A 12624-nucleotide genomic window follows, 5' to 3' on the forward strand; every position below is an offset into this window, starting at 1 on the left:
AATTTAAAATTAAAGCCTGATTATTTATCAGGCTTTTTTATATTTATAACTTTTATGTTTTGTGTATAGCTATACAATTAATGATTAATCAAATAGTACTTGAATTGATATTCCCTAATTTTAGACATAAAAAAACGAGAGCGATGAGACTCTCGTTTTTATTTATCTACTTGCTGCCAGTGCTATCTAGATTAGAATTTCTTCGAGATTAGCGCTGAACCAGCAATGATAGCAACACCTAGTAACATGATAGGACCTTTGCCACCATCAAATCCAGATGAGATACCCATAAATGCAACGATTGCGATTGCAACAGGGATGATGTACTTAACTAGAGCGTACCATAGGCCAAACAATGGGAATTTCACTTCGCCGCCGTTTGTGATCTCATCTTCAAGATCTTCACGCTTCAGTCTCCAACCAGCAAAGATACATACCAACATACCGCCTACCGCTAGGAAGATCTTGTCTGTTAATAAATCAAAGATATCAAATGCACCAGTATCAAACAGAGTTGGCCCTAAGCCGCCTAACGATAAAGAAGCAAATACACATAAAATAGCCATTACAGTACTTGCTGCAATTACGGCTTTCACTCGAGTAAATTTCTTCTCATCAATTAAGTAAGAAACCACAACTTCTAGTAAAGATACTGAAGATGTTAATGCCGCAACACTTAAACCAATGAAGAACATCAGAGCAAGTAAAAGACCAATTACACCGCCCATTTCAGCAAACAGTTGAGGAACAACAACAAACACTAGACCAGGGCCAGCTGTTGGTGCCATACCGAAAGCAAACATTGCAGGGAACATTGCAACACCAGCAAGGATAGCAACACCCGTATCCATCGCAGTAACCATTGCTGTTGTTTGAACTAAGTTCTCTTTCTTCTTCAAGTAAGAACCATAAGTCATCATACAACCCATACCCAGAGACAGAGAGAAGAATGCTTGACCAAGTGCAGCAAGAATAACGTTACTGTCAATCTTAGAGAAATCAGGGCTAAATAGGAATTCAAGACCTGCCATTGCACCAGGAAGCATTAGTCCTTTTACTGAAACAATAACAAGAATCAAAAATAGTAAAGGCATCAATACCTTACCAGCCTTCTCGATACCACCAGAAATACCCTTCATTACGATAACGATATTTAGCAGTAGGTAGAAGCCCATCCACATTAATGGTTGCACTGGATCAGAGATAAACCCACCGAAGCTATCACCAATCGCCTCAGGCGCATCTAAAAGACCTGTACCAACCTTACCGATGTAAGCAATAGCCCAACCACCTACAACAGGGTAAAAGCCCATTATTAATAAACCACTGACAACCCCAATAACACCTGCAAACGTCCAGCGACGATCTGTTGACTTAAATGCGCCAACTGCAGATTTTTGAGTACGACGGCCAATAGCAAATTCGGTTAGCATTACGCTAAAACCAATAAAAATTACAAAGAATAAGTAAATAGCAACAAATGCACCACCACCATTCTCACCAGCTGTATATGGAAATTTCCAAATATTACCAAGACCAACAGCAGATCCTGCTGCAGCCATTACAAATCCTAATTTTGAACCCCAGGTATCACGGGGCTTAGTGGTATTGCTCATAGCCACAAGTTCTCCAATTATTCTATATTGTTGCATATGCACTGTGTTTGTATATGAGCATCAAAGTGGTGTATATAATTATGTACACTCTAAAAAATGTTAAGTAATGCTCAATATTTGCAAGTAAAACAGTTTGAGAATAAAATTGAAACCCCAATAGCTATATTTTTTAACGTATAGCCCTCTTTTTTAACTCAAGTGTTTACAAAACCATCAATACCCTTTATTTTGTAAATATTTTCCTTAATTCCTACTTATTTCTTGCGACTCCTGATTTAATATAGATTCACTTACTATTCTTATTATCGAAGGCTAATGGATAAATTTTATCAAGCGCTTACTCTTATCGGTTTTATCTTATACTGGCTTTTAGTAGCTGGGGTAACCATACGTGTTGTTTTCAAACCAAGACCCGTTGGCGTCTCACTCGCCTGGTTAATGATCATATACATTATCCCTGTTCTTGGGGTAATCGCTTACTTTCTTATTGGTGAGTTAAATTTAGGCCGTACCCGAGGCGAGCGAGCGAAAGCAATGTTTACGCCTTATGAAGAGTGGTTTGCACAAGTTCATCACTGTCAGCATCACCAACCAAACTCGATATCTCATCGAATTTCATCAATACACAACCTTTGTTCTAATAGAGTAGGCATTCCCGCACTCAGTGGGGACACCTTATCTCTACTTAATACCCCCTCAGAAATACTAACCGCGATTGTTCGAGATATTGAAACAGCAGAACATGAAATCAATATGGAGTTTTACATTTGGCATCATGGTGGATTAGCCGATAGTGTTGCCAGTGCATTAATCAAAGCCGCAAAACGAGGAGTAACAGTTAACGTACTTTTAGATTCGGCAGGTAGTATCGATTTTTTCAAAAGTCACTGGCCAAAGCTGCTTAAAGATTCGGGTGTTAACATCGTAGAAGCATTAAGCGTAAGTCCATTTCGTATGTTCTTCCGTCGATTAGATCTACGCCTACATCGTAAGATAGTTATCATTGATAATAAGGTGGCTTACACAGGCTCAATGAACTTGGTTGATCCTCAGTACTTCAAACAAAACTCAGGCGTAGGACAATGGGTAGATGTTATGATTCGTCTTACAGGACCTAACGTCGCCGTGTTAAATACCATTCACGCATGGGATTGGGAAGTAGAAACAGGGATAAGAGAATTACCCGCCCTGCCTGAATGCCCTATTTCAATCGACCCATTTAACCATACAACACAAGTGGTTCCATCTGGGCCTGGTATGCCAGATGATATTATTCAACAAGTTCTAATTACCGCAATAAATCAGGCAAGAAAATCAATCACCATCACTACGCCTTATTTTGTACCAAGCGAAATACTGTTGCATACGTTACGGACTACTGCTCATCGTGGGGTTGAAGTTAAGCTAATTTTGCCTAAAAAGAATGATTCTTTAATGGTTAGCTGGGCCTCAAAATCTTTCTTTGAGACTCTATTAAAAGCAGGCGTTCATATTTATGAATTCAATGGCGGCCTACTACATACCAAATCAGTAGTGATTGATGATAGCTATTGTATTATCGGTACCGTTAATTTAGATATGCGTAGCTTTTGGTTAAATTTTGAAGTCAGTTTAATCGTTGATGATCCTGAATTTACCAAACAACTAGCTTGGGTTTTAAACGGTTATCTAGAACAATCGACCCCTATTGAACTTGCGGTATGGCAACAGCGAAACTTACCGCATAGATTTACTGAACGCTTCTTCTCAATGTTCAGTCCCCTTCTGTAAAAATTAAACGATAAAAAAGCCCGTGACTTATTAAATCACGGGCTTTCTACTGTCTGTTTGTTATCTTTAATCTTTAAATAACTAATATCTAGCGGATACCGCTTAAAAACTCATGTCTTGTTGCTGGATTTCTTTTAAAAATCCCACCAAGCGCTGTTGTTGTCGTGCTGCTTGTTGCATCCATAACACCGCGAGACTTAACACAGTAATGCGTCGCTTCCATCGTAATCGCCACATCATCACTGCCAAGTAAGGTCTGTAATGCCACTAAAATTTGTTGTGTCATACGCTCTTGAACTTGTGGACGCTGCGCAAAGAAACGAACGATACGATTAATTTTTGATAAACCAATGATCTTTTCACGAGGAATGTAAGCAATCGTAGCTTTTCCATCAATAGTGACTAGGTGATGTTCACAAGTACTGGTTAGCGTAATATCGTTTACTCGCACCATTTCATCACAGTTCATTTTATTATCAATTACAGTGATTTTTGGGAAGTTTGTATAATCTAAACCAGAAAAAATTTCATCTACGTACATTTTCGCAATTCGATGAGGTGTTTCTTCTAAACTATCATCAGTAAGATCGAGGCTTAATAACGTTAAGATTTCACGCATGTGTTCTTTTATACGTTCTTTTTTCTCTTCGCGACTAATTCCATTTTCCTTCATTGGCGTCTCAAGACCACGCGCAACGAGAGCGTCACGTACTAATATGGCTGATTCACTGAGTGATGACATCGTATACTCCAAATTCCATAATCAATTGAACTTCGCTAAGGATACCCGCTCTGTGACAGAAATACACCCTGATTTTGCTAGGTCTATTAGATGTTATTAGTCAAAATATGGTAATGTTCTGTCATTATTACTATTAATCTAGAGAGTACCATGATGGATTGCTGCGCAACTCAAGGTTTGATCCCAGTAGAAACCGCTTTAGAGACCCTTTTATCTCAAGTTTCTCCTATTTCATCAACAAGCACATTAGCATTAGCTGACGCAATTGGCTTTGTATTGGCTGAAGACATTTGTTCACCAATCAATGTTCCTCCGTTTGCTAACTCTGCAATGGATGGTTATGCCGTTCGTATCTCTGATTTAAAACAATCTTTAACACTACCTCTAGCTGGTAAATCTTTTGCTGGGACTCCTTTTGAAGGTCAATGGCCAGAGAAAACAACCATTCGTATCATGACAGGCGCAAAAATCCCTGAAGGTTGCGATGCTGTTATTATGCAAGAACTGACATCTGATTCAGAAGGCAACATTACCTTTGATCTTACTTTAGCTGATGTAAAACCACAGACCAACATTCGCCCAATTGGTGACGATGTTGCTCAAGGTCAAACTGTATTAGCAAAAGGTCACCGCTTAACACCGCGTGATATTCCCTTAATTGCCTCGTTAGGCATTAATGATATTCCGGTAGTTAATAAACCAAAAGTGGCTTTCTTCTCGACAGGTGATGAGCTTAAACCACTAGGTCAGCCGCTAGAAGATGGTCAGATCTATGACAGTAACCGCTATGGTATCAAAGTACTCATCGAACGCTTTGGTTGTGAAGCCATTGATTTAGGCATCATTCCTGACTGTCCTGAAACACTAAAAGAAGTGTTCTTAAAAGCAGATAAAGAAGCGGATGTCGTTGTTACTTCGGGTGGCGTAAGCGTCGGTGAAGCGGATTATACAAAAGACATTCTAGATGAACTTGGCCAAATTGGTTTCTGGAAGCTAGCAATAAAACCAGGTAAACCTTTCGCATTTGGTAATTTACCAGACTCTTATTTCTGTGGATTACCGGGGAACCCTGTTTCTGCCATGCTAACCATGTACGTATTAGTACAACCAATGCTAGCGAAATTAGCAGGTCATACGCAGTGGGAAGCTCCAAAAGCGATTCCTGCCGTTGCAACGACTCTATTTAAAAAACGTCCAGGTCGTACTGACTACCAACGTGGTATTTACTCTATTAATACTCAAGGTCAGTTTGAAGTAGCAACCACAGGCAACCAAGGCTCAGGCGCGTTTAGTTCAATGAGCATGGCTAACTGCTTTGTGGTACTAGAGCGAGAACGTGGCCGTGTTGAAGCCGGTGAAATGGTCACTATTGAATTGTTTAATTCCTCTCTATATTAAGAGTATTTTCAATGACTGAATTAACCGATCAAGAAATGCTACGTTATAACCGTCAAATCATTTTACGCAACTTTGATTTTGATGGCCAAGAACGCTTAAAAGAGAGCTCAATACTTATTATTGGTGCCGGAGGCTTAGGCTGTGCGTCAAGCCAATACCTAGCAGCCGCAGGGATAGGTAAGATCACACTTGTTGATGACGATACCGTTGAGCTCTCTAATTTACAACGTCAAGTGCTGCATTGTGATGAGACGATTGGTGAGAAAAAAGTCATCTCTGCAAAAATGGCATTAAATCGCATTAACCCTCATTGCCAGATTGATACGTTTGATAAGCGCTTATCTGATGATGAATTGCGTTCACTTATTGCAAGTCATGATCTGGTTTTAGATGGCACAGATAACGTAGATACTCGCAATCAACTTAATCGTTTATGCTTTGAATCTAAAACACCGCTTGTATCTGGTGCTGCGATTCGAATGGAAGGTCAAGTAAGTGTTTATACTTATCAAGCTAACGAGCCGTGCTATCAATGCCTAAGCAGTTTATTTGGTCAACAAGCACTTACCTGTGTAGAAGCGGGAGTGATGTCTCCTGTTGTTGGGATCATTGGTGCTACACAAGCGCTAGAAGCTATTAAAGTATTAGCGAACTATGGTCAGCCATTAATCAGTAAATTGCTAATGCTAGATGCACTTTCTATGAGTTGGCGTGAAATGAAGCTAGCAAAAATGCCTAATTGTTCTATTTGCAGCTACTAAAAACAGTTTTATTCATTTAATTAAAGGCGGTGACCCCATAAGGCTCACCGCCTTTATTTTTATTCGAACAATAAAAATATCTATTAAAAACAAATAGAAATAAAAAAAATCACTTAATAAAAATTCCCACCTCTCCCTTCTGTCATACACTTTTAAGAAAACTGAAATATTACTGTCACATAAATTTTCTAAAGTGGCCTCGTCAACTTAATCCGGCACGTATGCCTCATAAAGGAAATGAAAATGAAAAAGTCAGTTATCGGCGCACTAGCAATTCTGAGTTCAGTAGTAGCATTACCAACATCAGCGAAAGAAACTATTTCTGCCGTTGGTTCAAGCAGCGTGACACCTCTTATGGAAATGTTTTCTGAAACTTACATGAAAGAACATTCAAACGTATACATCGAAGTTCAAGGACCTGGCTCTTCAGCTGGTGTAAAGGCGGCAAAAAATGGCTCTGCTGATTTAGGCATGTCATCACGTAACCTTAAATCATCAGAAAAAGAAGCAACATTAAAAGAACTGATTGTTGCACATGATGGTATTGCGGTTGTCGTTAACCCAAGCAATACACTTAAAGGACTAACATCAGAGCAAGTGACTGCTATCTATAAAGGCGAAGTTAAAAACTGGAAAGAGGTTGGTGGTGAAGATAAGCCAATCGTTGCTATCACTCGTGATACAGCATCAGGTACACGTGGCGCATTTGAAGACATCATGAGCCTTAAGAAGAAAATATCTGGAATGAAAGTTTCTGCTATTTCGCAACGAGCTCAAGTTGCTAATGGTAACGGTGCGCTAAAAACAATGGTTGCAAGTAACCCATATGCCATTGGTTATATCTCTCTAGGCACCGTTGATAACTCAGTTCACGCACTGGCTATTGATAACGTAGAACCAAGTGTTGCTGACATTAAAAATGGCACATACAAAGTATCTCGTCCTTTCCTTGTTCTTTACAAAGAAGGTAAGCCATCTGCTGAAGCTGACAAATTCCTAAACTGGATGACATCAGAAACAGCTCAAAATCTTGTAGAAAAGAAAGGCTACATCTCAGTAAACTAATTATTACCTTTTTGCCTGACCTGCGAAGGTCAGGCATTTTTCCATTTCGAATTTTTCGACATGTGAGTATTTATTATGACCATCGCAATGAATAATCAAAATACACTCAAGCAAGATAAACCGTCTCAAAGTCCATTACGCCAAAAGAAGCGCGTAGATTGGCGAGAGCGTATTTTCCATGCATTATTTCTTAGCTGTGCCGTCATCGGTACGCTATCTTTGGCTACTATTGCCTACTTTATCGTTAAAGAAAGTATCCCTGCATTTCAACAAGCTGGCGTAAGTGGCATTGTCCTAGGACAAGATTGGCTACCACCTGCATTGTATGGTGTCTTCACCATGATTGTAGCGTCAGTAGTTTCTACTCTTGGTGCTGTCGTTGTTGGTGTTCCGGTTGGGATATTAACCGCTATTTTTATCGCTGAAATCGCACCAAAGCGCGTTGCTAATATTATTCGCCCAGCCGTTGAACTACTTGCTGGTATCCCATCCGTTGTTTATGGTTTTTTTGGTCTGGTTATTATTGTTCCATTAATCCAAGACGTATTCCAAGTTCCTGCAGGTAACACCATCCTTGCTGGTATTATCGTACTAGGCGTCATGATTTTACCTACTGTAATTACAGTATCAGAAACATCGATTAGAGCCGTTCCTGCAACGTACAAAGAAGGTTCATTGGCGTTAGGTGCTTCTAAAATATTCACCATCTTCCGTATTCTTCTTCCTGCTGCTCGTTCAGGCATCATGACAGGCGTTATTCTTGGTATCGCTCGTGCTCTTGGTGAAACCATGGCAATCATCATGGTTATGGGTAATGCACCAGCAATGCCTGAAGGTATCTTAGATTCAGCTCGAACGCTAACAGCAAACATCGCGATTGAAATGTCTTATGCAAGTGGTATTCACGCCAGTGCATTGTATGCAACAGGCGTTGTGCTTCTTGTATTTATCATGTCTCTTAATGGCATCCTTCTTTATCTAAATCGTGAAACAGCGAGATAAGACAATGAATAAATTAAAAAAGCAACGTCATATTAAAGACCAAATTGCCGCAGGATTCATTTGGTTATCAGCAGCAGTTACCGTCGGTTTCTTATTTTGGATTATCTGGTACATCCTATCGAATGGCCTACAACACGTAAGCTGGTCATTCATCACAGATAATTATACTCGTACAGGCGAAGAGCACGGCATCTTCCCAATGATTGTCGCAACTCTTTATATGGTATTAGCATCGATTGCCGTTGCTGCGCCACTTGGGATCATGACCGCCATTTACTTAACAGAATATGCCAAAGTCGGCAGTAAACTAGTCAAGGTTATCCGTTTTTGTACTGAATCATTAGCTGGTATTCCATCGATTATCTTTGGTCTGTTTGGTATGACTTTCTTTGTAGGAATTCTAGGTTTAGGCTTCTCTATCTTATCGGGTGCATTAACACTAAGTATCTTGATTTTGCCTGTAATCATTCGTACCACCGAAGAAGCATTGATGGCAGTACCTCAAACATTTCGTGAAGGCTCATACGGACTAGGCGCATCAAAAATATACACTATCTGGCGTCTGATTTTACCAAGTGCGATGCCTGGTATCATCACTTCTGTTATCTTGAGTATTGGTCGCGTTATTGGTGAGTCGGCTCCTGTATTCTTAACGGCAGGTATGGTTGCTCGTATTCCTGATTCACTGCTTGATTCAGGCCGAACGTTAACGGTTCACCTATACAAGCTAACCACAGAGCTATTTACGATTGAAGAGTGGAACCAAGCTTACGGCACAGCAACAGTATTGATTGTGCTTGTATTAATAATTAACACGCTAACCAAGTTATTGGCTCGAAAAATCAGCAAAGCGTCTTACTAATTTATTAATCAACTTATTAATTATCACTTATTATTCGCTGATTGCACGGCATAAGATGCAGTCAGTAAGGAAACGACAATGAACAAATTTAATATTGAAAATCTAGATCTTTTTTACGGCCAAAACCAAGCACTAAAAAGCATTAACTTACCTATTCCTGCAAAACAAGTGACCGCGTTAATAGGGCCATCTGGTTGTGGTAAATCAACCTTACTTCGTTGTTTGAACCGCATGAACGATTTGATTGAAGGCGTAAAAATCACAGGGCTTGTAAGTCTAGATGGTGACGATATCTACGGTAATATTGATGTTGCCGACCTGCGTATCAAGGTAGGAATGGTTTTCCAAAAAGCGAACCCATTCCCAATGAGTATTTATGAAAATGTTGCGTATGGCTTAAAAGCACAAGGCGTGAAAGATAAGAAAGTATTAGATGCCGTTGTAGAGAAATCATTACGCAGTGCTGCATTATGGGATGAAGTTAAAGATCGTTTAAAATCTCATGCTTTTGGATTATCAGGCGGCCAACAACAACGTCTATGTATTGCACGCACGATTGCAATGGAGCCAGATATTATTCTAATGGATGAACCAACATCGGCACTGGATCCAATAGCTACGCATAAGATTGAAGAGCTAATGGAAACCCTAAAGAAGGATTACACCATTGTTATTGTGACTCACTCAATGCAGCAAGCTCGTCGTATCTCAGATAAAACGGCTTTCTTCTTAATGGGTGAATTAGTTGAACACGATGACACACACGTTATTTTCTCAAACCCTAAAGACGACCGCACGCAAGGTTACGTAAACGGCGACTTTGGTTAATTGAATACCAAATAATAACAAAGCGATGGAAACTTTTGCCCCTACTAGCTAGGGGCTTTTTTATGTCTCTCTATTTATGCAATAGCCGTTTTAATCCACGCTTTTAATTCTGCGAGTTCATTTAGATTGTTAGGAAAAACATCACCTACCTGATTAATAACTTGGTTGAACGTTTCAACGTTATAAGGTTGGCCAATCAAGACGTTTGTTAACATCTCTAATGGTGCAGGATCAAGGCTATCAGTAAAGAGTTTTGCATTAACTATCTGGGCTTTTTTTATGTCTAAATGAAGATCTACCCCACCCCATACAAAACGCTCACTTAATGTTTGCGTGAACTCAGGGCTACGACCAAAGTTCCAATCCCAGCTACTCTGCTGTTCGAAATTAGCGATAAAATTAGGTAAGTCTGGCAATGAATCCGGTGAGATATATTCAGGTTCTACCGTTTCATTATAATAAGAGAAAAAAGCCGATAAAATAGCCTCTGAAACACTTTCATGACTAATATCTGGATTGATTTCACTTAAATTGGTCACGCGAGAACGTACTGAGGTAATGCCTTTTGCTTGAAGTTTTTTAGGGTCTGGATTTAAATAATTCGCTAGTCGGCTTAGATCAGCATTTAATAGCAAAGTTCCATGATGAAAGCCTCTATCCATTGTTTCTCGATACGCTGAGCCTGAAAACTTCCTTTCCCCTTCTTTACTCTCAACTACGAGATCATTTCGCCCCGTCGCTTTTGCTTCTATGTTCAGTGTGGTAAGCGCATCTAAGATAATACGAGTCGACTGTTCTTTATTGTATTCTGGCTTACCTGTCATAAACGTAAAATTAGTATTACCTAAATCATGAAATACAGCCCCACCACCACTTTGTCGGCGAGCAAGAGTAATTCCATCGTCTTCCATTTTTCGAGTATTACATTCTTTCCATGGATTTTGAGCTCGGCCTATTACGACACAATCTGTATTGCGCCATAAAAAAAGCACACGTTGATCGTTAGGCATAGAACGAAAGATACTTTCCTCAACGGCTAAGTTAAACCAAGGATCATAAGAAATAGAAACAAGCACTCGAATTGTTGACATAAAATAATTCCAAACACGTTTATAAAGCGAGGTGAATTCTAATATAACGTATTTTTGTTTTGTGAGTAAATATTACCGAAGGTTGTTGGGAACTATGTATGAAAATGTTACCAAATTGTTTAATTTACTCTCAAAACAAACTAGACTAGGTTAAATAAATACTTATCGGTGATATATCTATGCGATTCTATTATTTCTTTTTAATTACTATTTTTTCATTTTCAGTAAAAGCAGACAAATCAGGTTATTACATTACAACCAATATCGAAAACTCTTCCGTCACTTTCTTGGGAGTACAAACTGACTTAGATGGAGGATTTAATTTAAAAGGAGGTTATGACTTCCCGATAAGTGAAACCTTTTATATGTCAGTAGAGCTTGAATATAATAATATGGGGAGTTTTGATTATGATTGGAAAGAAGGTAATGAATACGCTAAAAGCCATATTGACGCACACTTTTTTGGAGCAAATTTAAAATATCGAGCTTATGTTTTTGAATCAGATTTCTTTATTACCAGTATGTTTGGTTATGGTTATTACTATCTAGATATGGATATTGATTTTTACCTAGAAGACAACAACTTAGGCTATATAGGAAAAGGAAGCCAAAGTCGTAGTGCTTTAGGCCTATCTTATGGCTTTGAAGCGGGGTATGACATCAATGAACACTTTAGTCTTACTGCTGGTCATAATATTGCGCGTGCAATAATGGATGGTATTGGTTATGACTTTGGCACAACTTATGCTGGAATTAGCTACAACTTCTAAATCAATATTATCATTCCCTTACACTTATAATCTAAGTACACTTAATCAAATTATTATGATTAGGTGTACTAAATGAAAATCCATTCTCTCTTTGCTGCCAGCCTTTGTATTCTCTCTTCTGTCAGTGCACAAGCTGCGATTCAATTAACCGTTCCTGGTGACGTTGAGCTATTACTGGTTGATAACCAAGAAGTGGAACTTGAAAGTTCTTTTTTCTCAACATCATCTACGCTTGAATTAGAAAATGGCGAGCACCAAATTGCCTTTAGATATAACCCAGTATTTAAGCAAGGAAAAGATAATATCATTGTATCGAGTGACATTATCATTTCTAAATTTTCAGCGTCAGATACTGACGTTACGTTTAAATTCCCAACCTATAATTCACCAGAAAAAGCAGAAGCTTTTAATACTGAGCTGAATTGGAACTTAATTGATAAAAACGAAAAAACAATCCCATTTGCTCAAGCTCAACTCATTCACCATGGTGTTCAAGTGGGTCGTAATATTCAATTTGAATTAGCACAATTTAATACCACAAGTAACCCTGCCGCTTTCAAAGAAGGCATGGTGACCGTTACTCATAAAGAGATCAAAAACGAACAAGGTGAAAATACTGCAGAGCAAATGCTGCATTATTGGTATGAAAAAGCAGATAAAGAAACAAAAGAGCGTTTTATTTCATCAGTCTTAGATAATAAATAACTCTCTACCATAAG

General features: G+C 38.9%; 12 protein-coding genes. 9 read left to right on the forward strand and 3 right to left on the reverse strand.

What is annotated here, in order from left to right:
- Window positions 1–191: 191 nt before the first annotated feature.
- Entirely contained in the window at window positions 192–1622 is a 1431-nt protein-coding gene (locus tag ED622_RS06400; RefSeq protein WP_162922473.1) for a sodium-dependent transporter, read from the reverse strand.
- 309 nt (window positions 1623–1931) lie between these two features.
- On the opposite strand from ED622_RS06400, the gene cls reads away from it, so the two are divergent.
- Entirely contained in the window at window positions 1932–3386 is a 1455-nt protein-coding gene (gene cls / locus ED622_RS06405; protein WP_122033102.1) for a cardiolipin synthase, read from the forward strand.
- An 88-nt stretch (window positions 3387–3474) separates the two neighbouring features.
- Here cls and folE read toward each other — a convergent pair whose 3' ends face one another.
- Entirely contained in the window at window positions 3475–4128 is a 654-nt protein-coding gene (gene folE / locus ED622_RS06410; protein WP_122033103.1) for a GTP cyclohydrolase I FolE, read from the reverse strand.
- A gap of 153 nt (window positions 4129–4281) precedes the next feature.
- Here folE and moeA point away from each other — a divergent pair, with 153 nt between their 5' ends.
- The 6 genes from moeA to pstB all read left to right on the forward strand — a co-directional run bounded on the left by moeA (window position 4282) and on the right by pstB (window position 10044).
- Window positions 4282–5526, forward strand: a complete 1245-nt coding sequence (gene moeA, locus ED622_RS06415) for a molybdopterin molybdotransferase MoeA (RefSeq protein ID WP_122033104.1) — start codon at window positions 4282–4284, stop codon at window positions 5524–5526.
- Between the two features lie 11 nt (window positions 5527–5537).
- Complete coding sequence (moeB, locus tag ED622_RS06420) at window positions 5538–6287, forward strand: molybdopterin-synthase adenylyltransferase MoeB (RefSeq protein WP_122033105.1); 750 nt, start codon at window positions 5538–5540, stop codon at window positions 6285–6287.
- A 243-nt stretch (window positions 6288–6530) separates the two neighbouring features.
- Window positions 6531–7352: a phosphate ABC transporter substrate-binding protein gene (locus ED622_RS06425; RefSeq protein ID WP_122033106.1), complete on the forward strand. Its 822-nt coding sequence runs from the start codon at window positions 6531–6533 to the stop codon at window positions 7350–7352.
- Window positions 7353–7427: 75 nt separating this feature from the next.
- Window positions 7428–8354 (forward strand): phosphate ABC transporter permease subunit PstC, encoded by a 927-nt coding sequence (gene pstC, locus ED622_RS06430; RefSeq protein ID WP_045102395.1) that lies wholly within the window; start codon window positions 7428–7430, stop codon window positions 8352–8354.
- Between the two features lie 4 nt (window positions 8355–8358).
- Window positions 8359–9216: a phosphate ABC transporter permease PstA gene (gene pstA / locus ED622_RS06435; protein WP_045102396.1), complete on the forward strand. Its 858-nt coding sequence runs from the start codon at window positions 8359–8361 to the stop codon at window positions 9214–9216.
- Between the two features lie 78 nt (window positions 9217–9294).
- Window positions 9295–10044: a phosphate ABC transporter ATP-binding protein PstB gene (gene pstB / locus ED622_RS06440; protein ID WP_045102397.1), complete on the forward strand. Its 750-nt coding sequence runs from the start codon at window positions 9295–9297 to the stop codon at window positions 10042–10044.
- A 74-nt stretch (window positions 10045–10118) separates the two neighbouring features.
- Here pstB and ED622_RS06445 read toward each other — a convergent pair whose 3' ends face one another.
- The gene (locus tag ED622_RS06445) at window positions 10119–11135 is read right to left on the reverse strand and encodes a lipoate--protein ligase (RefSeq protein WP_122033107.1); all 1017 of its coding nucleotides are present in this window, start codon (window positions 11133–11135) and stop codon (window positions 10119–10121) included.
- A 179-nt stretch (window positions 11136–11314) separates the two neighbouring features.
- Between ED622_RS06445 and ED622_RS06450 the strand changes: the two genes are divergently transcribed.
- Window positions 11315–11905 (forward strand): porin family protein, encoded by a 591-nt coding sequence (locus ED622_RS06450; RefSeq protein WP_122033108.1) that lies wholly within the window; start codon window positions 11315–11317, stop codon window positions 11903–11905.
- A 72-nt stretch (window positions 11906–11977) separates the two neighbouring features.
- Window positions 11978–12610, forward strand: coding sequence for a DUF2057 family protein (locus tag ED622_RS06455; RefSeq protein WP_122033109.1), 633 nt, complete (start codon window positions 11978–11980; stop codon window positions 12608–12610).
- The last annotated feature ends 14 nt before the right edge of the window (window positions 12611–12624 follow it).

It is taken from the genome of Aliivibrio sp. EL58, from assembly GCF_900312675.1.
GTDB lineage: Bacteria > Pseudomonadota > Gammaproteobacteria > Enterobacterales > Vibrionaceae > Aliivibrio.

What these genes read in the sequence shown, in the direction of transcription:
- cls (WP_122033102.1), top strand. Translation starts at nt 1,932, where the DNA reads ATGGATAAATTTTATCAAGCGCTTACTCTTATCGGTTTTATCTTATAC.
- folE (WP_122033103.1), bottom strand. Translation starts at nt 4,128, where the DNA reads ATGTCATCACTCAGTGAATCAGCCATATTAGTACGTGACGCTCTCGTT.
- moeA (WP_122033104.1), top strand. Translation starts at nt 4,282, where the DNA reads ATGGATTGCTGCGCAACTCAAGGTTTGATCCCAGTAGAAACCGCTTTA.
- moeB (WP_122033105.1), top strand. Translation starts at nt 5,538, where the DNA reads ATGACTGAATTAACCGATCAAGAAATGCTACGTTATAACCGTCAAATC.
- ED622_RS06425 (WP_122033106.1), top strand. Translation starts at nt 6,531, where the DNA reads ATGAAAAAGTCAGTTATCGGCGCACTAGCAATTCTGAGTTCAGTAGTA.
- pstC (WP_045102395.1), top strand. Translation starts at nt 7,428, where the DNA reads ATGACCATCGCAATGAATAATCAAAATACACTCAAGCAAGATAAACCG.
- pstA (WP_045102396.1), top strand. Translation starts at nt 8,359, where the DNA reads ATGAATAAATTAAAAAAGCAACGTCATATTAAAGACCAAATTGCCGCA.
- pstB (WP_045102397.1), top strand. Translation starts at nt 9,295, where the DNA reads ATGAACAAATTTAATATTGAAAATCTAGATCTTTTTTACGGCCAAAAC.
- ED622_RS06445 (WP_122033107.1), bottom strand. Translation starts at nt 11,135, where the DNA reads ATGTCAACAATTCGAGTGCTTGTTTCTATTTCTTATGATCCTTGGTTT.
- ED622_RS06450 (WP_122033108.1), top strand. Translation starts at nt 11,315, where the DNA reads ATGCGATTCTATTATTTCTTTTTAATTACTATTTTTTCATTTTCAGTA.
- ED622_RS06455 (WP_122033109.1), top strand. Translation starts at nt 11,978, where the DNA reads ATGAAAATCCATTCTCTCTTTGCTGCCAGCCTTTGTATTCTCTCTTCT.